18 protein-coding genes are annotated in these 24928 nt (G+C 45.3%); 13 read left to right on the plus strand and 5 right to left on the minus strand.

Annotated features, from left to right (window positions below):
* Positions 1-11: 11 nt before the first annotated feature.
* The 4 genes from rsmA to P8S55_RS07965 are packed head-to-tail and all read right to left on the minus strand — an operon-like array spanning position 12 to position 5094.
* Positions 12-806: a 16S rRNA (adenine(1518)-N(6)/adenine(1519)-N(6))-dimethyltransferase RsmA gene (rsmA, locus tag P8S55_RS07950; RefSeq protein ID WP_289223690.1), complete on the minus strand. Its 795-nt coding sequence runs from the start codon at positions 804-806 to the stop codon at positions 12-14.
* The gene (gene pdxA / locus P8S55_RS07955) at positions 793-1788 is read right to left on the minus strand and encodes a 4-hydroxythreonine-4-phosphate dehydrogenase PdxA (RefSeq protein WP_289223691.1); all 996 of its coding nucleotides are present in this window, start codon (positions 1786-1788) and stop codon (positions 793-795) included. The genes rsmA and pdxA overlap by 14 nt, the downstream gene beginning before the upstream one ends.
* Positions 1788-2768, minus strand: coding sequence for a peptidylprolyl isomerase (locus P8S55_RS07960; protein WP_289223692.1), 981 nt, complete (start codon positions 2766-2768; stop codon positions 1788-1790). Before P8S55_RS07960 ends, pdxA begins: the two co-directional genes overlap by 1 nt.
* Before the next feature lie 22 nt (positions 2769-2790).
* Positions 2791-5094 (minus strand): LPS-assembly protein LptD, encoded by a 2304-nt coding sequence (locus tag P8S55_RS07965; RefSeq protein WP_289223693.1) that lies wholly within the window; start codon positions 5092-5094, stop codon positions 2791-2793.
* Between the two features lie 81 nt (positions 5095-5175).
* Here P8S55_RS07965 and P8S55_RS07970 point away from each other — a divergent pair, with 81 nt between their 5' ends.
* Together P8S55_RS07970 and murU are read left to right on the plus strand one after the other, a co-directional pair.
* Complete coding sequence (locus P8S55_RS07970; protein ID WP_289223694.1) at positions 5176-6252, plus strand: aminoglycoside phosphotransferase family protein; 1077 nt, start codon at positions 5176-5178, stop codon at positions 6250-6252.
* The gene (murU, locus tag P8S55_RS07975; RefSeq protein WP_289223695.1) at positions 6249-6944 is read left to right on the plus strand and encodes an N-acetylmuramate alpha-1-phosphate uridylyltransferase MurU; all 696 of its coding nucleotides are present in this window, start codon (positions 6249-6251) and stop codon (positions 6942-6944) included. The genes P8S55_RS07970 and murU overlap by 4 nt, the downstream gene beginning before the upstream one ends.
* A gap of 342 nt (positions 6945-7286) precedes the next feature.
* On the opposite strand, the gene P8S55_RS07980 is transcribed toward murU, so the two are convergent.
* Positions 7287-8225: a KpsF/GutQ family sugar-phosphate isomerase gene (locus P8S55_RS07980; protein ID WP_289223696.1), complete on the minus strand. Its 939-nt coding sequence runs from the start codon at positions 8223-8225 to the stop codon at positions 7287-7289.
* Between the two features lie 179 nt (positions 8226-8404).
* Here P8S55_RS07980 and glk point away from each other — a divergent pair, with 179 nt between their 5' ends.
* From glk to alaS, 11 genes are all read left to right on the plus strand, one after another.
* Positions 8405-9361, plus strand: coding sequence for a glucokinase (gene glk, locus P8S55_RS07985; RefSeq protein ID WP_289223697.1), 957 nt, complete (start codon positions 8405-8407; stop codon positions 9359-9361).
* A 36-nt stretch (positions 9362-9397) separates the two neighbouring features.
* Positions 9398-10663, plus strand: coding sequence for a glucose-1-phosphate adenylyltransferase (glgC, locus tag P8S55_RS07990; RefSeq protein ID WP_289223698.1), 1266 nt, complete (start codon positions 9398-9400; stop codon positions 10661-10663).
* A 95-nt stretch (positions 10664-10758) separates the two neighbouring features.
* Positions 10759-12438, plus strand: coding sequence for a glycoside hydrolase family 57 protein (locus tag P8S55_RS07995; RefSeq protein ID WP_289225321.1), 1680 nt, complete (start codon positions 10759-10761; stop codon positions 12436-12438).
* A 37-nt stretch (positions 12439-12475) separates the two neighbouring features.
* Positions 12476-13831, plus strand: coding sequence for a 4-alpha-glucanotransferase (gene malQ / locus P8S55_RS08000; protein WP_289223699.1), 1356 nt, complete (start codon positions 12476-12478; stop codon positions 13829-13831).
* On the plus strand, positions 13828-15999 hold the full coding sequence (glgB, locus tag P8S55_RS08005) for a 1,4-alpha-glucan branching protein GlgB (RefSeq protein ID WP_289223700.1): 2172 nt from the start codon (positions 13828-13830) through the stop codon (positions 15997-15999). Before malQ ends, glgB begins: the two co-directional genes overlap by 4 nt.
* Before the next feature lie 54 nt (positions 16000-16053).
* Entirely contained in the window at positions 16054-17526 is a 1473-nt protein-coding gene (glgA, locus tag P8S55_RS08010) for a glycogen synthase GlgA (protein ID WP_289223701.1), read from the plus strand.
* On the plus strand, positions 17527-20022 hold the full coding sequence (locus P8S55_RS08015; RefSeq protein WP_289223702.1) for a glycogen/starch/alpha-glucan phosphorylase: 2496 nt from the start codon (positions 17527-17529) through the stop codon (positions 20020-20022).
* 58 nt (positions 20023-20080) lie between these two features.
* Positions 20081-20581, plus strand: a complete 501-nt coding sequence (locus P8S55_RS08020) for a CinA family protein (RefSeq protein WP_289223703.1) — start codon at positions 20081-20083, stop codon at positions 20579-20581.
* A 146-nt stretch (positions 20582-20727) separates the two neighbouring features.
* Complete coding sequence (gene recA, locus P8S55_RS08025; RefSeq protein WP_289223704.1) at positions 20728-21774, plus strand: recombinase RecA; 1047 nt, start codon at positions 20728-20730, stop codon at positions 21772-21774.
* A gap of 8 nt (positions 21775-21782) precedes the next feature.
* Positions 21783-22256: a regulatory protein RecX gene (locus P8S55_RS08030; RefSeq protein ID WP_289223705.1), complete on the plus strand. Its 474-nt coding sequence runs from the start codon at positions 21783-21785 to the stop codon at positions 22254-22256.
* 69 nt (positions 22257-22325) lie between these two features.
* Complete coding sequence (gene alaS / locus P8S55_RS08035; protein WP_289223706.1) at positions 22326-24917, plus strand: alanine--tRNA ligase; 2592 nt, start codon at positions 22326-22328, stop codon at positions 24915-24917.
* Positions 24918-24928: the final 11 nt, after the last annotated feature.

A 24928-nucleotide genomic window follows, 5' to 3' on the forward strand; every position in this document is an offset into this window, starting at 1 on the left:
ATCCTGTTTCTTTAATTTTTTTGTTGAGTGTAAAGGTTAGCAAGACGCACAAAGTCGGCTAGATTAAGCGCTTCAGCACGCAAGCCAGGATCAATATCACATTGCTCAATCTGTTCAGTGGTTAACCAGTTTTTTAACGTGTTGCGTAGCGTTTTGCGTTTTTGGCTAAAGGCCTGTTTAACTAATGCAGCAAAATCTATAAAGTTGTCCGCTGTATAAGGGCGTGTTGCGTGTGGGATTAATCTAACAATCGCCGAATCGACTTTGGGTGGGGGGGTAAAGTTTTCAGGCCCCACGCTAAAGAGATATTCGGTTTGGCAAGTGTATTGCACCATCACTGTGAGCCGTCCAAATGCTTTATTACCAGGCGTTGCTGTGATGCGTTCAACCACTTCTTTTTGTAGCATAAAGTGCATATCACTAATAATATCAGCTTGATCCATTAAATGAAAAATCAATGGACTTGAAATGTTATAAGGTAGATTGCCCACTATTCTTAATTTTTCACCAGGTTGCTCTAGAAGCTGACGGTAATCAAATTTTAGGGCGTCAGTGTTATGCAAATGAAACGAGGGTTTGTTTTGAAAGCGACGGGTTAAAGGCGCGATTAAATCCCGATCAATTTCAATAATATCAAGTTTGGCAACACGCTCAAGCAGGGGTTCAGTTAAAGCCGCTTCACCCGGGCCGATTTCAACTAAATGCTGGTCTGTTTTGGGGTTGATGGCGGCCACAATGTTATGAATGACGTTTGGGTTGTTTAAAAAGTTTTGGCCAAATTGTTTTTTGTGTTTATGCCCGCTCACGTTGCGCCTCCAGCATTTCTTGCGCGACTTGTATCGCATAGTGAAAACTGCCGGTATCCGCTTTGCCCGTCCCAGCGAGTTCTAGGGCGGTGCCATGATCTACCGAGGTGCGAATAAAGGGCAGCCCCAGTGTGATGTTGACCGCATTGCCAAAGCCCAGGTGTTTAAGAACGGGTAAACCCTGGTCATGGTACATCGCCAGGATGGCATCGGCCTGTTGCAGTTTGTTCGGGGTGAATAGGGTATCTGCTGGGTAGCAGCCACGAATGTCCATCCCTTCGGTTTGCAATTGCTCAATAACAGGTTGGATAATATCAATTTCTTCTCGGCCCATATGGCCATCTTCACCTGCATGGGGGTTAAGGCCTGCGACAAACAAGCGAGGCTTTTCAATCGCAAAATCTTGCTCTAAGGCTTGATAGGTAATGCGCATTACTTTTTCAAGCAGTGATGAGGTGATGGCTTTTGGCACCTGGGCAAGAGGTAGGTGGGTCGTGGCTAGGGCCACCCTAAGTCCTGGTGTCGCCAGCATCATCACCACTTGTTTCGTTTGGCTTAGTTCTGCAAGCAGTTCAGTGTGACCTGAAAATTTAAGTCCCGCTTCATTAATAATCCCTTTGTGAACCGGCCCGGTAATGAGTGCAGAAAACTCCTTGTCTAAGCAGCCTTGAGTCGCACGAGTTATCATTTCAATCACATAATCTGCGTTTGCTGGATTAAGCAGGCCTGGTTGTGTAGGTTGGCGCAAATGTATCTGAAGGACATGAAGTTGCCCAGGTTGTGCTATATGTTCAGGGGCATCGGTTTCATAGGGTAGGATTTCAAGTGGTAGATTGAGTTGTTCAGCTCGCTGTACTAACAACAAGGGGTCCCCTAAAACCACCCACTGCATTGGCCAGTGTTGTTGAGCGAGCTGAACGATAAGGTCTGGACCTATCCCTGCAGGTTCACCGGATGTAATGGCTAGGCGAGCATGTCTCATTAAACGCCTTCCTCAAGTCTGATTTCGATAAACGCTTCATCGCGTAAACGTCGCAGCCAAAGATCAAAGGTTTCATTGGCTTTTCGCATACGAATAGCCTGAATCGCTTCTTGCTCGAGTGTAATGCCGTTGCCTTGTCCGGCTTCAGTGAGTGCATTTAGCTTGACAAGGTGGTAGCCAGAGGGGCTTTCTATAACGGGGCTAATTTCGCCAGGCTGGAGGTTTTCAATGGCGTCTGCAAAAAAGGAGGGGATTTGATCAAACGCCAACACACCCAGGTCACCGCCATTTAATGCCCGGCTGCCTTCTGAGTAACGTACGGCAAGTTGAGCAAAATCTTCGCCAGACATTAAGCGTCGGTGAATATCAGCCACTTTGTTTTCAAGTTCTTGGCGTTGTTCACGAGTAGGTGAATCTGGACGCGTAATTAAAATGTGCGCTATATGATAAAGGAAGTTATTTTGTTCAAGCTGGCGACGCTGGATAAAATGCGCCACCTCTTGTTCTGTAACAAAAATTTGGCTGATCACTTCGACTTCACGTAATTTCTGAATCAGAATTTGCTCACTAATATCTTGGCGAACTTGTGCAAAGCCATTGTGCATTTGACGATTAAGCGCATCAATCAGTTGTAACAAGCTGAGGTTGTTTGCTTGCGCCATTTGCAGAAGCTGTTCATTGATTTCCTCATCGGATACGCGTAAGCCACGCTGACGAGCACGCTCTTCTTGCAGTGTTTGCATAATCATATTGTCCAAAACACGCTGTTGAAGACTGGCGGGGTCAGGTATCGCGATTTGTCGCTGTCTCAGTTCGATAAGCGCGAGATCGACTTCTTCCTTGAGTTCGCTTTGAAGGATAATTTCATCATTAACCACCGCGACAATTCGGTCGAGGAGTGTTTGGGCTTGAAGATTTGTGCTGAACACAAGCACAAGGCTAAGCAGGATAACAGTAGGATTTTTTAAGGGTTGCAACATAATTTGTCTTTTTGTCATGAAATTAAAAATTGAGATTTTGTTGAATCTGGTCACTTAAACGCTGACCCATCGAACTCAAACCTTTGAGCTCAATTACATATTTAACTGTGTAATTATAACGCCCATCGGCCATTTGGTCTTGCATAAACATAAGTTCTGATGCCCAACAGCAACTATCATAACGCAGTCCTGCACTAAACTCACGGTAAGTGCGTTGTTCTAGATCATAGTTAATGTAACTGGCGGCTTGCCAGCTAGGCGTAAGTTGTAAAATTAAGCCGTTCGCCAGTGTTTGTTGGCGCTGTTCCGGTTGGTCGAGTGCTAAACCTTGGTGTATGGCGAGCAGTTGAATAGGTGCAAACCCATGCCATTTCAAGCGGTTTAGCGTTTGGTTAAGTTTTAAACTCTGCTGGTCAAATTGACTGGTTGATGAAAAATTAAAGTGGTTGATCTGGCTAGCAAGCCTGACAAAATAGTCTGAGCGTTGGTTGTCTTGCGCTGGGTTGCCAATTAACCCCACTTTGCGATCTTTCAAAAAAAACACCTGACCAAAAGAAAACTCACCTAACGCCTCGCCTTCGTCATTGAAAAGCCGATTGGTTAGCGCTGCGCTGATTTGTTGGGTGTCGCCTATACGATCAAAACCTGTGAAACGATTGAGTTGAAATAGGTTGCTAAAGTCAAGGCTGTTAAGACCGGTATCAAATAAACTGAGGTGGCTTTGATCGCTATAGGGTACATAAAGCCATTGAATTTGAGGCTCAAGGGTTTGAATATAACTTGAGTTAGCTAGCTGAAGATCGCGCTCAAAAATCAATCCAGCAGATAGCGCGTATTGCATGACTAGGTTATCACGGCTGGCCTTATCGGGCGCATTAGAAAGTTGATAGTGCCGATAATTGGCTTGCATCTGGGCTTGGGCGAAGCCATAGGGTTGGTCAACGCGATAGGTTAACGAGGGTTGGAGGACAAGGCGTTGGCCTTGGTGTTGGTAAGGGTCTTGGCTGATTTGATTGCCCAGTGCTTGGGCACGAACATAACCGGCATCAGCAAAGTTATTAAAGCCTGCGTAGCGTTTAAATTCAGTGGCTTCAGCATAAACCCCCGTATGCCATCCTCCCCAGTTTCGTGCCCAATTAAAGCCAATTTCAGGGCTTTTTTCTAGAACTGCTTGTTCGCCATTGCGTAAAGGCAGGTAGCCATAGTGTTGGATATGGGCTTGAACATGCGCTTGTTGGTAACGCACTAGGGCCTGGCGTACACGAAATTGGTTTTGATTATATTGGTTTAGGGTGGATGCGTTAAAACCGAGTGGAAAATCGTTATAAAAATCCGGATCAGACACTTCGTGCCAAAGAAGTTGGCTATTTAGATTCTCTCCCCAGTTTTGCTGGCTATTTAAGCTTGCTCGCCAGCGTGTTTGATTGGCCACCAGGGTTTGACGTTGGCCTGTGGGGTCAAGGTAGGTGAGTCCTTCGGTTTTAACTTGCTGATCTTGAGTCATGCCTAAATTGATTTCGCCACGATGGCTGGGTTGCAAATACCGCCATTCCGTATCGAGCAGTAGGCCGCGTTGTTCAAGTGCCATGAAGTTAAAGGTTGCATCGTAGTTATCGGCGATAACCCAGTAAAAGGGCAGGGCGAATAGTGTTTGTGAGTTTGATAGGGCAGCAGGTTTGTGACTTCCAAACGTTGGAAATAAAAAGCCTGTAGCTCGATTGTCGAGCGGAACGTTTATGTAGGGCGTGTAAAGTAGAGGCAGACCTTTAACACTTAAATAGCCATGATGACCATAGATTCGGCGGGTTTGTTGGTTAATTTCCAGTTGACTAAAGTTCAGTTGCCAAGCCGGATTGTCGAGCGAACAGGTTGTAAATGTTGCTTGATTGAGTAGGCTATTTTGCTGTTGGCCATCAAAACGCAGTTGGCTTGCTTGGCCGTGATAACCACTGGGCTTGAGTTGATAGCGAAGCCTATCTAACTGAGCCGTTTGCTCGGCTTGACTATAATAGGCTGTTTGACTTTGTATTAATAAATGCTCGCTGTGTAGTTCAATATTGCCTTGTAAGACCATGGCTTGTTGGCTGCGATCATAGTCAAGTTTGTCAGCCATCACCACCAGGCCTGGTTCGGAAAGTAGGACGCTACCGATTAAATTAACCTGAAAAGAGCTAGGCTGGCTAAGCTGATCGGCCTCAATGAATCTGGCGCTATGGATGCTATTGGGTTCGGGAATGGCTTTTAACGGGAATAACCACTCAATCCCACAGGTAAGGGGACTTGATTGATTGCCTGCGTCATTGGCCTTTACGCTCTGAAGCGTCATCTGAAGGAATAGGCTCAACAAGCAAACATAAAGCGGAGTGGAACGGTTAAAAATTGACATTCTCAATACAAAACTATCTAATTGGCAAACAAACTTTGTATTTTACCTGAGTTATTAATCGAGCGTTTAGTAAAGCATATTATGGATTTAAGATTTACACAGATGCAGGCCTGGTTAGCCACCTTGCCTTGTTTTAGCGCGGGTGTGTTAAGTCACCCTGTTTCTGCGTCCAGCGACGCCAGTTTTCGCCGCTATTTTAGAGTGGTGTTTCAAGGCAGCCGTGGCGAACAAAGCTGGATTGTCATGGATGCCCCGCCGGAAAAAGAAGATTGTCGTCCTTTTATTGCGGTGTCAAGCCAATTAGCGCAATTAGGTCTAAATGTGCCTAGGGTGGTCGAACAAGACCTGGAACTGGGTTTTCTATTGCTTAGTGATTTAGGCTCAACCACCTATCTTTCAGCCTTAACGCCATCTAGTGTCGAGGGGCTTTATCTTGATGCACTGAACGCACTCGTCAAGCTGCAAACACAAGGTGACGCCCGACTATTACCGGGTTATGATGCTCAGTTACTAGGACAGGAAATGAGCTTGTTTACCGATTGGCTTGGGCAATGTCATTGCGATTTATCCATGTCAACACTTGAGCAGCAGGCCTGGTTACAAACCCAGAACAGATTGATTGATTCAGCCTTGGCGCAGCCTCAGGTGTATGTTCATCGTGACTATCACAGCCGTAATTTAATGGTAACTGCTCAACATAATCCTGGTATTTTAGACTTTCAAGATGCGGTGCAGGGTCCGCTGACTTATGATGCCGTTTCGTTGTTGCGTGATTGTTACATTAGCTGGCCAGCTGAGCAGGTAGATGAATGGCAAAGAGCGTATTTTTTAATGCTTTGTCAGGCGGGTAGATTGAGCCGAGCCGAGTGGCGTTCTTTTGTACAGGCGATGGATTGGATGGGGATTCAACGTCATCTGAAAGCGGCAGGAATTTTTGCGCGCTTGTATCATCGTGATGCTAAAGCCGGTTATCTCAAGGATATACCCACCACGTTAAATTACATTATCCAAGTGGGTTCAGGCTACCCCGAAATGCAGTCACTGGTTAACTGGACCGAAAAGCTCGCTTTTCGATTAACGCAGGTCAAAACGGGATGAGCGTTAAAGCGATGATTCTTGCAGCGGGTCGTGGTGAGCGTTTGCGGCCTTTAACCGATCATACACCCAAGCCCTTGTTGCCGATTAATGGCAAACCCATGATTATTTACCACCTTGAAAGGCTTGCTGAGGCAGGGGTGGAAGAGGTGCTGATTAACCATGCTTGGCTAGGCGAGCAATTTGAATCTTTGCTGGGGGATGGCCGTTATTGGGGTCTGAAGATTAGGTATTCGCCTGAGCCGCCAGGTGGATTGGAAACCGCGGGGGGAATTATTAACGCCTTGCCAATCTTGGGCGATGCACCGTTTTGGCTGATTAATGGTGATGTGTTTTCTGATTTTGATTTTGGCCTATTACCACAAACGCTAGTAGAGCCATTGCTGGCACATTGTGTGCTTGTACCTACCCCGGCTTTTAAAGCACAAGGTGACTTCGGATTTACGCTTGATGGCATGCTTGAACCCGCTGGTCAGTGGACATTTTCTGGGATTAGTGTTCAGCACCCCGCTTTATTTGAAGCGTTAACACCAGGGCGTTTAGCCCTTGCCCCTATTTTGCGCCAAGCGATGGCGAATCAACAAGTAAGCGGACAAGTCTATCAAGGTCTATGGAGTGACGTAGGTACCCCAGAACGCTATGTGGCATCTCATTATTTAGGAATCGAACAGGGTGAAAATCAGTTCCATTTTTGACATGATGAGGGAAGTAACCTAGTCGCCGCTGAAGCGCTGACGCTTGAAGGAACCTGTCAGGGAAGTTTGAGCAGAAGCATAGAGACGAATGATAATCAGCAGCGCGTCAATCGCTTAATCTTTGATAATAATTGTAACCCTACGTTGCTTTGAAATACCCATTTCGCTAAGTTTGGCCAGCAGGTGTACATAGGCAATGAAAACTTGTTTTTAGCTGAGTATTTTAATTACATCAAAGGGCATACGGGAGAGGGTCGGTTAACTTTTAACCCTAATCAACCTTAACCTAGCGTTAGACCTGGGTGGCAACCAGGCCTGGTTAGATTAGATCCCTAACTAGAGCTAAAGAGCAAGATTGTAAATCTGGATAATGCCAGCTAAACGGTTGTTGGATGTCACCAATAACGAGGTTATTTTATGCTCGTTCATCATGGCTTCGGCTTCGGTAAGTTTGGCATCGGCATCAATGGTTCTTGGGTTGAGTGTCATAATGTCTTTGGCGCAGAGTCTCATGAGCTCAGCGGCATTAACCTCAAGTTGGCGACGTAAGTCACCATCAGTAATGATCCCTTCACCTTCACCCACGATGCAAAGACCAAGTCGGCCATCTGTCATGGTGTGAATCACATCTAGCATTGGCGTATTTGGTTTAACTAGAGGTAAGCGCTTGGCAACCATCTCGTCTTTGACGCGGGTAAGTAGTTTGCGCCCGAGGCTTCCTCCGGGATGAAAGCGTGCAAAATCATGGGGTTGAAAATTACGCGCTTGCATCAAAGCCACGGCCAAGGCATCACCCATAACAAGGGTTGCGGTTGTTGATGAAGTGGGTGCCAGCTGGAATGGGCAAGCCTCTTGAGGGACGGCAATATTAAGATGATAGTTTGCATTTTTTGCGAGGGTCGATGCTGGATTGCCACTCATTGCAATAACCGTGTTACCGTTGTCTTTCAGGAAGGGCAGCAGGCGAATCAATTCTTCGGTTTCACCGGAGTTTGACAAAGCCAGGAATATGTCTTGTGCTGAAACCATGCCTAAATCACCATGGAAAGCCTCACCAGGGTGCATAAAAAAGCTAGGTGTTCCGGTGCTGGCGAAGGTGGCGACGATTTTTTTACCAATTAATCCCGACTTACCCATGCCGCATACGACAACGCGCCCCGTTGAGCTTAAAATCGAATCTATAGCGCGATCAAAATCTTCATTAAGCAGCTGTGTTAGGTTTGAGATGGCAGCAGCTTCTATTTCAAATACGGTTTTAGCAATATCTAAATGACGACTCATAACTTGATTCCTTTCTATAGCCAGTTATTTTAACTAAAACACTAAGGCTGTAGTGTTTAATAAAACGATGAAGCCTGTTTTAAATCAATTATGCAAACTTCTATGATGATCGGGTGAAAAAATTAAAATAAAACCTGCTAAACTGTCTAGTAATTAATTTCGCTTAAACAGGTGTGCATGTGTTAGTGTTAGCCGGTGACATTGGGGGTACCAAAGCCCTTTTACAAGCCATTGATTTGGACAACCCTCGAAATGTGGTGGCGCAAGCCAAATTCCCTAGTCAATCGTATGATTCACTCGAATCCATTATTCACTCTTTCTGCTCGCAGTATCACTTTACTCGTTTTGAGGCAGCCTGTTTTGGTTTGCCCGGTCCAGTTTCAGGTCGTAAAGTCGCGCTAACAAACTTGCCTTGGGTGGTTGATGCGGATCAATTGCAACATTCCGGTCATATTAAAAATATAGAATTAATTAATGATTTTCAAGCCGCTGCTTTTGGTATTGATGCCCTCAATACGGATCAACTCGTTGAGTTGCATGCTGGTGAGTTTGATGGGCGGGGTAATCGGCTGGTTGTGGGTGCAGGCACGGGCTTAGGCGTAGCGCCAGTGGTTCGTTGCTTGAATGGTTTTTGGCCCCAACCTTGTGAGGGAGGGCATATGGATTTTGCACCGCAAACGCCCGCGCATCAAACAATACTGGTTTGGTTTTGGCAGTTATGGTCTCATGTGTCTTTTGAACGCATTTTGTCAGGTGCTGGGCTAGAAGCACTTTATGCGTTTCATGCGGGGTTGCCCGCGAAAGATAACCAGGCCTGGTTATCCGCGCCTCAGGTTCATCAGTTGGCTGAAGAGGGTGATGACGTTGCGAAAAAAGCCCTAGACAGTTTTGTTGAAATATATGGCGGATATATTGGTAACTTGGCTTTGCTTTGGCCTGCTAGAGCGGGGATTTATATTGCGGGTGGGATTGGCGCTAAAATTGAACATTGGATGCGCCAACCTGCTTTTCTAACCGCAATGCATTCAAAAGGCAGGATGAGTAAGCTCGTTCAATCTATGCCTGTTTATTTAGTTAAAGACGAAACGCTAGGATTAAAGGGCGCAGCTGTTAGAGCTTTGCGATTGATTCACTAAAAGATTAAATAATGTAAAAACAATAAGAGGAATGGTATGAAGAATTATACAGAAACTAAAAGTTCAACAGAATTAACCCGTAAGACCCTTGCCCTCGTGTTGGCAGGCGGTGAGGGCAGTCGTTTAAAGGATTTAACACGTTGGCGCGCCAAGCCTGCGGTGCCGTTTGGTGGCAAATACCGCATTATTGACTTTGTATTGTCGAACTGCGTGAATTCAGGCATTCGTAAAATTGGTGTATTAACGCAATACAAGGCGCATTCACTAATTCGTCATGTACAGCGTGCATGGAGCTTTATGCGTTATGAAGTCGGCGAATTTGTGGAGTTATTACCTGCGCAGCAACGTGTCGATAAGGAGTGGTACAAGGGTACCGCCGATGCGCTCTATCAAAACCTTGATATTATGCGCCGTCATTCGCCTGAATATGTAATGGTCCTCGGTGGTGATCATATTTACTCAATGGATTACAGCACAATGCTGGTTGAGCATGCAAATTCAGGTGCAGACGTAACGATTGGCTGTATTGAAGTGCCGCGCATGGAGGCGACAGGTTTTGGTGTGATGTCAGTCGATGAGGATTATCGAATTACCAAGTTTACCGAAAAGCCTAAGGATCCAGAATCCGTTCCAGGTAAGCCAGACATCGCACTGGCTTCAATGGGTATTTATATTTTTTCAACTGAATTCCTGTTCCAAAAGTTAATTGAAGACCACGATAATCCGAATTCATCGAATGACTTTGGCAAAGATATTATTCCTTCAATTATCGTTGACTGGAATGTGCGTGCCTATCCTTTCCAAGAAGATAATGGCGAGCCGGTGTATTGGCGAGATGTGGGAACTCTAGAGTCTTACTGGAAAGCCAGTTTAGACCTTTGTTCGATTACACCTGAGTTAAATCTGTATAATCGTGATTGGCCGATTTGGACTTATCAGGCACAAATGCCACCAGCAAAGTTTGCATTTGATGATGAAGGTCGTCGCGGTGAGGCGATTGATTCGATGATTTCGGCGGGATGTATTTTGTCGGGCGCGCGCGTTAAACGCTCAGTGATTTCCAGCGGCAGTTTTATTCACAGTTACACATTGATTAAAGATTCAGTTTTACTACCGCGTGTTGAAGTGGGGCGTAATTGCCGAATTCAAAATGCAATTATAGATAAGGGTACGGTCATTCCTTCGGGAACCGTAATCGGCGAAGATCCGATTGAAGATGCTAAGCGCTTTTATGTTGACGAGAATGGCTTGGTGCTAGTAACGCCTGAAATGCTAGGGCAAAATATGCATTATACCCGCTAAAATTTAACTAGGGCTGTTGAAAGCCCACTAAACAAAGAGAGTTGTGCGTTAAAGTGGATCAAACCAAAAAAATTAAGCTTGTGCTGTGTTGGCACATGCATCAACCCCACTATCGTGATGGGTTAGATGGTGAGTATCGTTTGCCTTGGGTTTATTTGCATGCGATCAAAGATTATGCTGACATGGTCGCGCATCTTGAAGAGTGTCCGCAAGCCAAGGTGGTGGTGAATTTTGCCCCCGTTTTGCTCGAGCAATTGGATGATTATGCATCACAAATGACTCAATGGTTAGAACAACAGCGACCGATGCAAGATACGTTGCTCAATTGGGTGGCGGGTGCGCTGCCTTTACCGATGGACCTGGAAGGGCGTAAAGACATAGTATCGGCTTGTCAGCGAGCTTTTGCGCCCACCATGATTGATCCACTTTCCAACTTCAAACATTTATTGGACATGATTCGACCATTTAGTCCTGATACCGAAGATTATGAACAGACGTTAATGTATTTAAGTGTGGATTACTTTCGTGACTTGTTGGTTTGGTATCATTTGTCTTGGATGGGTGCCAGTGTGCGTCGTAAGGATAATCGTATAAAAGCCTTGCTCGCTAAGCGCGGCAGCTTTACCCCTGACGATCAAGCGGTATTGATGCAGGTGATGGCCGATACGGTTGCGGGCATTATTCCTCGTTATCGAAAGCTGTTAGAGTCCGGTCAGATTGAACTGTCTATGACACCTTATGGCCACCCTTTAGTGCCGTTGTTAATTGACTTTCACTCAATGCGCGATGCGTTACCTCATGCCCCAGCACCTGAGAATGAGGCTTATCCTGGTGGCTATGAGCGTGCTTGTTGGCATATGGAAAAAGGGTTTCAGGTATTTACTGATCACTTTGGTAGTAAGCCAAAAGGCGTTTGGTTATCAGAGGGGGCAGTCAGTTCGCCCGCTATAGGTATGCTAGATTTTTTTGGTATCAAATGGAGTGCTTCAGGTGAAGGGGTTTGGCGACATAGTTGTGAAGCGTCACATCTTAATCATCATGACATTGCATCCAAGCGCGCGCTTTATCAGCCGATGCAGCAAGCCAGTAAAGACTGTGCATTGTTTTTTCGTGATGACGGCTTGTCGGACTTAATAGGTTTTCAGTATAAAGACTGGAATCCAACCGATGCGGCCAACGATTTTGCGCAACACCTTGACAATATCGCTAATTTCTTAGGTGATAAAGTTGATGAGCATGTTGTTACGGTGATTCTGGACGGTGAAAATGCATGGGAATACTATCGTGACAATGCATTTCATTTCCTGTCAGCACTTTATCAGCGCTTAACCCATCATAAAAAAATCGAAATGACGACCTTTAGTGAAGCACTTGATAATGGCGCAAAACCTCGTCATCTTCCGGTTTTAAAAGCGGGCAGTTGGGTATATGGCTCGTTTTCGACTTGGATTGGTGATCCTGATAAAAACAAAGGCTGGGATTTGTTGGTTGAGGCCAAGAAGGCGTTTGATGAACTGGTCAAAAAAGGCAGCTTATCAGCAGAAAATCAACGTTTGGCTACTGAGCAATTGGCGATTTGTGAAGGATCGGATTGGTTCTGGTGGTTTGGCGACTATAATCCTTCAGGAAGCGTAAATGACTTTGATCAACTCTATCGTCGCCATTTACAAAAACTTTATAACCTATTAGGTTTAACGCCTCCCGCTCATTTGGATACCCCTATTTCGCAGGGCGGCGGCGACATGGAAAACGCGGGCACTATGCGTCGAAATTAATCAGTCTTGCAATCGTTTGGCTTAAAGAGAGGTTAACATGGCTAGATCAGCAGGGGTGTTATTGCATCCTACTTCATTACCCAGTGGTGTATTAGACTACCAGGCCTGGGTATTTCTCGATTGGGTGCAAAAGTCCGGCCTGACGATTTGGCAAATGCTCCCTCTAACGCCACCGCATGACGATCTATCGCCTTATCAGGGGTTGTCAGCGTTTGCAATGAATACGCGTTTATTGCCCTCTGGTTGGCAAAAGCAGGTTGATATAAAGGCATTTGAAAAATATATGTTGGAGCCTCCTCATTGGTTAGAGAATTATGCCCTGTTTATAGCCTTAAAAACCGAGTTTAATGGGCAAGGATGGTTTGACTGGCCTGAGCAGTATCGCCACCGTGAACCAGAAGCCTTATTAACCTTTGCAAAGACGCATAAGGCAGCGTTAGACAAGGTTAAAAAACAACAGTTTTATCTTCAGCATATTTGGCATCAATTAAAAGATGATGCCAATGCCAAGGGGATCGAACTATTTGGTGATATGCCGATTTTCGTTGCATTTGATAGTGCAGACGTCTGGGCGAACCCTGATCAATTTCAACTAGATGGAAACTTGCAACCTACCGTGGTAACAGGTGTACCGCCCGACTATTTTTCTGAAACAGGACAGCGTTGGGGTAATCCACACTATAACTGGCAGGCGATGGAAAAAGACAATTTCCGATGGTGGCGTTTGCGGGTTGAGGCGGCTTTAGCACAATTTGATTTGTTGCGTATTGATCACTTTAGAGGGTTGGAGGCGAGCTGGGAAATTCCAGCTGAAGAACCTACGGCGATAAAGGGCCAATGGATTCAAGTTCCTGGTGCAGCGTTATTAACCCAACTCCAGCAAGAATTTAACCCTTTACCGTTAGTGGCTGAGGATTTAGGCATTATTACCCCCGAGGTGGTAGCGCTTAAAAATCAATTTAATTTACCTGGTATGTCGGTGTTGCAGTTTGGTTTTAGTGGATTACCTGATAATCCACACGCACCGAATGAGCTGGTTGAAAATTCAGTGGTTTATACCGGTACGCATGATAATGACACCACCTTGGGTTGGTTTAATGAGCTTAATTCAGATACGCAGCATTGGGTGTTATCCCAAGTCCGTCAGGATGTTGGCGAGATGCCTTGGCCGTTGATTGCAAGCGGCTTTGATTCTATTGCAGAGCGCGTGATAGTGCCGATGCAGGATTTTATGGCTTTGGGATCGGAACACCGAATGAATATTCCGGGCACAACAGAAAATAACTGGCGCTGGCAATTTGATTGGGATGATTTGCCTGATGGTATTGAACAGCGAATTAAATCGCTGGTTATATCAAGTCAACGTCTTGCGCCAGAAAAAGGAGACGCATGATTAATCCTACTTTAGCCCTCATTGAACGTATGCAGCAGGGACGTTTGCATGATCCATTTGAATTACTTGGTGCGCATCCACAGCCAAAAGGTTGGCAAGTTCGCGCTTGGTCACCGACGGCAACCGAGCTAAGCCTTCAAGGTTTGCATAACATGACACGTATCGGTGATAGTGCTTGTTTTTCAGTAGATCTTTCCGAGAAACAGTATGCCACTTTGCCGCGTCATTATCGGTTAGATTGGCGCGAGGCCGACGGCTCGACGCATAGCATGGTTTCACCCTATTCATTTGACCCTTTGTTAGGTGCGCTGGACTTACATTTGTTTGCTGAAGGACATCATTGGCAAATTTATCAGCACATGGGTGCAAATTTTAAACAGGTTGACGGTGTTGAAGGGGTGCAGTTTGCTGTTTGGGCTCCCTCAGCAGAGCGTGTCTCCGTTATTGGTGACTTTAATGGTTGGCACGGTTTACGTCACCCGATGCGCTGCCGAGGCAGTTCAGGGGTATGGGAGTTATTTATTCCAGGCCTGCAACCAGGCGATAATTACAAGTTTGAAATTCGTAACAACCAGAATGGCTCGGTATTTACGAAAACAGACCCCTATGCTAAAGCGATGGAGTTGCGCCCTAAGACTGCTTCAATTATTTGTAATAGTGATTTTGCATGGCATGACCAGGCCTGGTTAACAGAGCGAGAACACCAGGATTGGGCGCATAAGCCTGTAAATATATACGAAGTGCATCTAGGTTCTTGGCAAAAAGATGAGCAGGGACATTTTTTGAATTATCGAGAGATAGCTCATCGTATGGTCGATTACGTTAAGTGGATGGGTTATACTCATATTGAACTCTTGCCGATTACTGAGCATCCTTTTGACGGTTCATGGGGTTACCAGACTTCGGGTTATTATGCACCGACTAGCCGTTTTGGTACACCGGATGACTTGCGTTACTTTGTAAATCATTGTCATCAACATGGCATAGGTGTGTTTTTGGATTGGGTTCCAGCTCATTTCCCTAAAGATAGTTTTGCGCTGGCACGCTTCGATGGCACCGCGTTGTATGAACACGAAGATCCTAAAATGGGTGAGCACAAAGACTGGGGCACCTATATTTTTAATTTCGGTCGTAATGAGGTGCGTAATTTCTTAATTGCTAATGCGCTTTATTGGCTCGAAGAATTTCACCTAGATGGTTTACGTGTTGATGCGGTGGCCTCAATGCTGTATTTAGATTACTCACGCAATCCAGGTGAGTGGATTCCTAATATTTATGGTGGGCGAGAAAATCTTGATGCGATTGCGTTTATGCAGCAACTCAATGCCGAAATTCATAGCCAGCATCCAGGTACACTGGTGATGGCGGAGGAGTCCACTTCATGGCCCATGGTGTCGCGTCCTACCTGGATGGGGGGCTTGGGCTTTTCAATGAAATGGAATATGGGTTGGATGAACGACACCCTCGATTATTTTGAAAAAGACACAATTTATCGGCCTTACCATCACAATCAACTGACGTTTAGTCAGATTTATGCCTACAGTGAAAACTTTGTGATGCCACTATCACATGATGAAGTGGTACATATGAAAGGTTCCCTGGTCAGTAAAATGCCAGGAGATACATGGCAGAAAATGGCGAATTTCAGATTGTTAATGGGTTATCAATTGCTTAATCCGGGTAAAAAACTGTTATTTATGGGGTGTGAATTTGCGCCTTGGACTGAATGGGATGAAGACCAGCCTTTACCCTGGTATCTGGTTGATCAGCCGATGCACCGGAGGGCGCAGTTATTGGTTCGTGATATGAACCATCTCTATCAAGCTCAAGCCGCATTGCATCAGTATGATTTTGATTCAAAAGGTTTTAGTTGGATTGATTGTCATGACCATGCACAGTCTATTTTGAGTTTTGAACGCCATAGTGATAATGAAACTCTAGTGTGTATTTTTAACTTTACCCCCGTTCCGCGTTATGGATACCGTATAGGTCTTCCTGAGGCAGGGTGTTATCAAGAGATTATTAACTCGGACTCTGAGCTTTATGGGGGTAGTAATCTGGGCAATGCAGGGCAATTATTTTCAGAGCCTCAGCCTTGGATGAATCGGCCGGCGTCGGCCGAGATGACCTTGCCTCCTTTGGGTTTTTTAGTATTAAAAAAAGTTTAATGTGATTGTTTTACATTGAAAAACGATGTAAAACCGAAGAGGTGAGTTATTTCTATGAAAGTGTTATATGCGAGTTCTGAAGCCCATCCTTTAATTAAAACCGGTGGTTTGGCTGATGTAGCTGGAAGTTTACCGGATGCGATTGCGCAACTCGGGCATAAAGTAAAGCTTGTTTTACCTGCCTATCAAGCCATTACAGATCATTTGTGTCGAGTAAGTGTTGTGAGTCAATTTAATATTGGTGGGGCGGGGCGTAGCTTGCAAGTACGTCTGTTAAAAGCAGAGTTACCTGAGTTTAAGGCTAAGGTCATTTTAGTGGATATACCAGAGTTGTTTAACCGTCCTGGCAATCCTTACCTTGGACCAGATGGTCGTGATTGGTGGGATAATGGCGAACGCTTTGCGGTGTTTTCGCGGGTTGTTGCTGAGATAGCTATGGATCGAGCCGGCCTAAAGTGGAAAGCGGATGTAGTGCATGCGAATGATTGGCAAACGGGCTTGGTTCCCGCTTTTTTATCGCAAGAATCTCAGCCTCCGCGTACTTTATTTACCGTGCATAATATGTCTTATGCGGGTTATTTTCCGAAAAGCCTTTTTGATAGTCTTTGGTTGCCTTGGGAATGGTGGACCCCAGAAGGGGTCGAGTTTTATAGTCAACTCTCAATGCTCAAAGCCGGTATTAGTTACGCGGATTGGGTGACCACCGTCAGTCCAACCTACGCAAAGGAAATTTGTTATCCAGAATTGGCCTACGGCTTTGAAGGCATCCTGAGTAAACGTCAAGAGCAAGGCCGTTTGGTGGGTATTTTGAATGGTATTGATGATAAGGTGTGGAATCCGGAAATTGATCGCTATATTTCATACAATTATTCAGCTAAAAAAGGCCGAGTGAGTCAGAAAAAACGTAACAAAGAGGTGTTGCTGGCGCTGCTAGGTGATCATGACCCCCATTTGCATTTAGACCAGCCGTTAATAGGGTTTGTAGGCCGCTTAATTGAGCAAAAAGGTATCGACTTAATTTTGCAAGTTTTACCTGAACTTCTCCAAGAGCAGGATGTGCGTTTTGTTTTTGTCGGAGCAGGTCAGGCTGAATACGAACATCAGCTTCGAGAGTTGGCTGCTGCCTACCCAGGCCGAGTGTTTGTACACATTGGTTATTCCGAGCCTTTGGCGCACCAAGTGGAAGCGGGCGCGGATATGTTTTTGATGCCCTCGCGCTTTGAACCTTGCGGTTTAAATCAAATGTATAGTTTGGCGTATGGCACTTTGCCGATTGTTCATCATACAGGTGGTTTGGCAGATACCGTAGTTAATGCGACGCCTGAAAACATTAAAAACAAAACGGCGACGGGCTTTATGTTTTATGACCCCAATCCACATGCTTTACGTGCCACGATTCTTCATGCGTTATCCATCTTTAATAAGCCACGCAGTTGGCAACAGATACAAAAAACGGGTATGGAGCAACCGTTCAACTGGAAAAAAAGCGCCAAAAACTACGTCGAACTTTATTCAAAGGAATTGTAAATGTCAAAATCTCACGCGCCTTCTATGGACAAAATTAAACGTGTCACAGATCTAATGAAAAATGATCAAGCGAGTCTTGAAACCGACTTTTTGCATTATTTAGAAAATAACCTTGGACGTGAGCTAACTTCCGATAGGGATTATCAGCTAAAAGCTTTAGCTATGCTGGTACGTGATCGATTAATGAGTCATTGGAAAGAAACCTGGGTTCAATACCGTTGCCAAGCAAAAAAACGAGCCTATTACCTGTCAATGGAGTTTTTAATAGGGCGTTCACTTGTTAATAATATGCTTAACTTGGGGATTGAAGGTGAAGTGGGCGTTGTACTTAAAGAGTTAGGTTTGAGCATTGAAGAAATTGAGCAGGTAGAAATTGATGCCGGTTTAGGTAATGGTGGCTTAGGGCGTTTAGCGGCCTGTTTTATGGACAGTTGCGCAACCTTGCAGCTCCCCGTAATGGGTTATGGTTTACGTTATGAGTATGGCATGTTCCGTCAGCGTATTCAAAATGGCTATCAAGTAGAAGAGCCTGATCATTGGTTAGGTTTTAATAGTTATCCTTGGGAAGTTCAGCGTCCGGAATATACCCGTACGATAAAGTTTGGTGGATTTTGTCGTCCTTACACTGATCCACATACTGGTCAGCTGATCGTGCATTGGGAAAACGCAGAAGAAGTTTTAGCTGTACCGTTTGATGTGCCGATTCCGGGTTATAAAAATGCGACAGTTAACACCCTACGTTTATGGGATGCCACCGCAGCAGAAGAATTTAAACTTGATCAGTTTAATGCGGGATCCTACTTTGAAGCGGTGTCTGCAAAGAATGATGCGAATAATATTACGATGGTTCTTTATCCAAATGATACTAGCGAGAATGGTAAAGAGTTACGTCTGCGTCAGCAGTACTTTTTGGTATCAGCCAGCCTGCAAGACGTGCTAGAGCAGTGGGTCAAGTATCGTGGTAGAGACTTTAGTGGCTTTGCTCAAGCCAATGTTTTCCAGCTGAATGACACGCACCCAAGCTTGGCAGTCGCTGAGCTAATGCGCATCTTATTGGATGAACATCATATGACTTGGGAGGATGCTTGGGCGATCGTTACTCAAACCATGGCCTACACAAACCATACCCTGTTACCTGAAGCCTTAGAAAAATGGTCACAGGACTTAATGCAGCGTTTGATTCCACGACCTCTAGAAATTATTAAAGAAATTAACCACCGCTTTTTGGCAGAAGTTTCGATGAAATGGCCAGGCAATATTGAGCGTCAGCGTAGCATGTCAATTTTTGACGACCATGGTATGGTGCGTATGGCCTATTTAGCGATTGTGGGTAGTTATTCGGTAAATGGGGTAGCGGTATTGCATTCGCAATTGTTAAAGGAAGGCTTGTTTAATGAGTTTTACCAGCTTTGGCCACATAAGTTTAACAATAAAACCAATGGTGTTACCCAACGTCGCTGGATGGCGGCGTCTAACCCAGGTTTGCGTGCGTTGCTAGATGAAAAGCTTGGCGAAAGTTGGGTGACTAATTTAAGTGAGTTGAGTAAGCTTAAGAAATTGGTTAATGACAAGACATTCCGTGAACAGTGGCAGCAAATTAAACTGGATAACAAGCAGCGTCTAGCAGGTTTAATTGCAAAAGAAACCGGGGTACAGGTTCAACCTGAAGCTATGTTTGATGTACAGGTGAAGCGTATTCATGAATACAAGCGTCAATTACTGAATGCTTTGCATATGATTCATCTTTATAACCGCATTAAAGCCGGTGACACGGCAAATTGGACTAATCGTGTAGTATTAGTTGGTGGCAAAGCAGCGCCGGGTTATGTTATGGCGAAAATGATTATTAAGTTGATCAATGGTATTGGGCAGGTGGTTAACAATGATCCGGATGTGGGTGATAAACTCAAGGTGGTGTTTATTCCCAATTATCGTGTATCGTTTATGGAAATAATTTGTCCGGGTACGGATTTATCAGAGCAGATTTCAACTGCAGGTAAAGAGGCATCAGGCACAGGCAATATGAAATTTATGATGAACGGAGCTATTACCATAGGTACGTTGGATGGTGCAAACGTAGAGATACGTGAAGCAGTAGGTGATGAGCATTTTTTCTTGTTTGGCTTGAAAGCCGAGGAAGTTGAGGCACTAAAAGGCCATTACAACCCCCAGCAATTTATCGATCAAGATGCGGACTTGCAAAAAGTGATGAAACTACTTGAGTTTGGTCACTTTAACCAATTTGAACCGGGTATTTTTGATGGTATTATTGACTCCCTTAAAAATCCAGATGATCAATGGATGACCTTGGCAGATTTCCGAGGTTATGTTGATACGCAAGATGCGGTCGCGCAGGCTTATCAAGATAAGGAAAGATGGACAACAATGAGCATTATGAACACAGCATGCAGTGGTGTTTTCTCTACTGATCGTACTATGACTGAATACAATAATGACATATGGAAACTTCAGCCAATTAAAATTGGAAACCATTAAGCGAACTTAAGTTTCGTCAGTATTTCGAGACTAGGTTATGCACTATTGGAGTAGATAAATGATTGATGAACGCCTGGTCTCAAATGTGGGCGAGATTTTAATGAAACGAAACCTTATGGTTGTTACGGCCGAGTCGTGTACTGGCGGTATGATTGCCGAAGCCTTAACCGCTGTCGCAGGAAGTTCTGCTTGGTTTGATCGAGCTTATGTTACTTATAGTTATGAGTCAAAAAGAGAAATGCTAGGGGTGCATGAAACAACTATCCAGCATCATGGCTCAGTCAGTAAGGAATGTGTCACCGAGATGGTGCTCGGCGCACTTCAACAGTCTCATGCTCAGGTGAGTGTCGCCTGTAGTGGAATTGCTGGGCCCAGCGGCGGTACGCCTGATAAACCTGTTGGCACAGTGTGGCTGGCTTGGGCGCTTCAAGGGCAGTCGGAGATTGCGACAAGGTTGATGCAGTTCCAAGGCGACCGCGAGTCTATTCGTAAGCAGACCACTCAGGTAGCTTTGGAGGGCATCATGGCCATTATCGAAGCGAACTCAAAGCCATCGTAATGCGGATAATTTGATCAAAAAATCGCTATTATGTCATTTACTATTATGAGATAATCTTTGACCAAAATTATAAAAAAGCTTTGCTTGAAGTGTCAGGCAAAGCTTTTTTGTTGTAAAAATTTGTTAGTAAAGCACAAGGAATCCTAATGGACGAGAATAAACAAAAAGCGCTGGCAGCGGCACTGGGTCAGATTGAAAAGCAGTTTGGTAAAGGCTCGATAATGCGAATGGGCGACTCCACAGCTTCGCGGGATATTGAAGCTATTTCGACAGGTTCATTAGGATTGGATATTGCGCTTGGCATTGGTGGTTTACCAAAAGGCCGTGTGGTTGAAATTTATGGACCGGAGTCATCAGGCAAAACAACCCTGACCCTTCATGCGATCGCGGAAGCGCAAAAAGCAGGCGGTGTGGCCGCCTTTATTGATGCCGAACATGCGCTAGACCCCAGTTATGCTGAAAAGCTAGGTGTTGATGTCGATAATCTTTTAGTCTCCCAACCGGATACCGGTGAACAAGCGCTGGAAATTGCCGATATGTTAGTGCGTTCTGGTGGTGTTGATATCGTGGTGATTGATTCGGTAGCGGCCTTGACGCCGAAAGCGGAGATTGAAGGCGATATGGGTGATTCACACATGGGGCTTCAAGCTCGCTTGATGTCTCAAGCTTTGCGTAAACTAACCGCCAATATCAAACGTACAAACACGCTTGTTATTTTCATCAACCAAATTCGTATGAAAATTGGTGTGATGTTTGGTAGCCCTGAAACCACGACCGGTGGAAATGCCTTGAAATTTTATGCCTCGGTGCGTTTGGATATACGTCGAATTGGCGCAATCAAAAAAGGCGATGAAATTTTGGGTAACGAAACCCGCGTTAAGGTGGTGAAAAACAAGGTTGCGCCGCCATTTAAACAAGTCGAGTTTGATATTTTATATGGTCAAGGTATTTCGCGAGAGGGCGAGATTGTTGATTTAGGCGTGCAGCAGAAGTTAATTGATAAGGCCGGTGCTTGGTATAGCTATAATGGCGAAAAAATTGGCCAGGGTAAGGATAATGCACGTCAATTCTTGCGTGACAATCCACAAATTTCAATTGACTTGCAAAAACAACTCAAAGAATTGCTAATGCCAAAACCAGGTAGCAAAGCCTCGTCAAAAGCGGAGTTTGATTTGGATGAAGTGGCTGATTAGTTTTATCTATGATTGAACAGGATGATCCCCAGCGCTTATTTAAAGCGCTGGTCAATCGGGCGCAATATCTGTTAGCAATGCGTGAGCATGGTGCAAAAGAGTTAAAAAGAAAGTTAGAGCAAAAGTTTCCCGAAGCCCTAACACAACCAGGCCTGGTTGAAAAAGCGGTTGAATTTTGTCAACAACAAAATTGGCAGTCTGATGCGCGTTTCATCGAGTCCTATGTGCGCCAAGCGATTGAAAAAGGTCAGGGTGGTTTGAAAATACGCCAAGCCTTAATGCAGGCTTCTGATGATACGGTGCTGATTGCAGAAGCCTTGGGGTTGGGTGATGATGTTTGGGTCGAAGTGGCACGGGCGCTTCTGGATAAAAAATACGGTGAAACGACCAAGCCTGCCGAACCTAAAGAACGGGCGCGGCGTTTACGATTTTTACAAAGTCGAGGCTTTAGTGCCTCGCAATGCTATAAAGCATTTTGTTGAATAGATGAATATAACTGAGGCTCGTTATGAGTCAACTAACAAATTTTGATTAATTAGGTTTATTTTAAGATGACCAGTGCAGAACTAAGACAGGCGTTTATCGATTTTTTCGCTGAAAAAAACCATACGCCGGTACATTCCAGCCCAGTAATTCCGGCTGAAGACCCTACTCTTTTGTTTACTAATGCCGGAATGGTGCAATTTAAGGATACCTTTTTGGGTCTTGAGCAACGTGACTATCATCGCGCGGTGAGTGTGCAGCGCTGTATTCGTGCGGGTGGTAAACACAATGACTTGGAAAACGTTGGTTATACCGCACGTCACCATACCTTCTTTGAGATGTTGGGGAACTTTAGTTTTGGTGATTACTTTAAGCGTGAAGCGATTGGGTTTGCTTGGGAATTTCTAACCCAGCGTCTCGGTCTGCCGCAAGATAAATTATGGGTCACCGTCTTTGAGGAAGATGATGAAGCTGCGGATATCTGGTTAAAAGAGTTGGGTGTCAGTGCGCAGCGTTTTTCACGTTGCGGTGCTAAGGATAATTTCTGGTCAATGGGCGATACCGGGCCTTGTGGGCCGTGTACTGAAATTTTCTATGATCATGGTGCGGATGTGGCGGGCGGTCCGCCCGGTTCAGCGGATGAAGATGGCGATCGTTATATCGAAATTTGGAATCTGGTCTTTATGCAATTTGACCGTTCTGCCGATGGCACGCTAACGCCTTTACCAAAACCTTCAGTAGATACCGGTATGGGCCTAGAGCGTTTAGCCGCGGTATTGCAGGGCGTGCACAATAACTATGATATTGACCTGTTCCAAAGCTTGGTTAAAGCCGCATCAGATGCGACAGGCGAAAAAAATCTATCAAATAGTTCATTGCGTGTTATTGCAGACCATATTCGTTCTTGCGCCTTCACGATAGTCGATGGCGTTTTGCCTTCCAATGAAGGCCGTGGCTATGTCTTGCGTCGTATTATTCGACGTGCGATTCGCCATGGCTATAAACTGGGTCAGAAGGGTGTGTTTTTCCATAAATTGGTTGCCCCCTTGGTGGCTGAAATGGGCGAGGCTTATCCAGAGCTTAAAGCCAAGCAAGCTGATGTGGAACGTGCTTTATTGTTAGAAGAAACCCGTTTTGCTGAAACCTTAGAAAATGGTATGGGGCTGCTTGAAGAGGTAATTGCAGGATTAACGAGCCAAGAAATTCCCGGTGAAGCGGTGTTTAAGCTCTACGACACCTACGGTTTTCCGCTGGATTTAACCGCCGATATTGCGCGAGAGCGTGATTTAAAACTAGACGAGGTTGGGTTTGAGCGTGCGATGGAAGCACAGCGTGAACGTGCTCGTGCCGCCAGTAACTTTGGTTCGCAGGGACAGGCACGGGTTAATTTTGAGGGTACGACCTCGTTTATTGGCTATGACCAAGACAGTGCTTCAGTGACGGTATTGGCGATCTATCAAGACGGCCAAGCGGTTGCACGTTTAGAAGAAGGTCAACCAGGCCTGGTCATTCTTGATAAAACGCCTTTTTACGCCGAATCGGGCGGTCAGGTCGGCGATAGCGGCTCATTGACAGAAGGCATGCACAGCTTCCATGTTAACGATGTACAAAAGCAAGGCGGTTTGTTTTTGCATTTTGGCGAAATGACAGCAGGCCATTTGACAGTAGGACAAACCGTTGAAGCAAGAATTGATATTCAAGCACGGCGTGCATCAGAACAAAATCACTCCGCTACACACCTGTTACACGCGGCCTTACGTCAAGTGTTAGGGGCGCATGTCGCTCAAAAAGGTTCGTTAGTCGCGGCGGATCGTCTGCGTTTTGACTTTGCCCATTTTGAACCCATCAGTGCCGACCAATTGCGTCAAATCGAGCAACTAGTTAACCATAATATTATGCTCAACCTACCCGTGGGTTCTCAGCAAATGGATATCGACTCAGCCAAGCAAATGGGTGCGATGGCGCTGTTTGGTGAAAAATATGGCGACGTGGTGCGTGTTGTTGATATGGGTGAGTTCTCGATTGAGCTGTGTGGTGGAACGCATGTTAAGTCAACTGGCAATATTGGGCCATTCCGTATTCTATCTGAAGGGGGCGTGGCTTCGGGTGTACGACGTATTGAAGCGATTACCGGCGAAGGCGCTTGGCAAACCATTTATCAGCTTGAATCGGTCATAAGTGCTATCGCCTCAAACATCAAAGCGGATAAAGCGCATGTTGTTGACAAGGTGATCCAATTAGTTGCTAGTCAAAAAGAGCTGGAAAAACAGCTGCAGCAGTTGCAATCTAAGCTAGCGGCGAATCAAGGTGAAGAAATTCTGCAGCAAGTCAAGCAGGTTAATGGTGTCAACCTATTGGCGGCTGAAATGAGTGGAGCGGATGGTAATTTGTTACGTGAAACCCTAGACAAATTAAAAGATAAGCTAGAGCCGGCTGTTATTATTTTGGCTGCAGTTGATGGCGAAAAAGTTAGCCTAGTAGCGGGTGTCAGTAAATCGGCAACCAACCGTTTTAAAGCGGGTGAGTTGGTTAATCATGTCGCCCAGCAAGTGGGCGGTAAAGGCGGCGGTCGTCCTGATATGGCGATGGCTGGCGGTAAAGAACCTCAACATCTTGCAGCGGCGCTGGCGTCGGTGCAGGCATGGGTGGAATCCAAGTAAACTCTATTTAA

Source organism: Thiomicrospira sp. R3, assembly GCF_029581415.1.
Classification (GTDB): Bacteria; Pseudomonadota; Gammaproteobacteria; order Thiomicrospirales; family Thiomicrospiraceae; genus Thiomicrospira.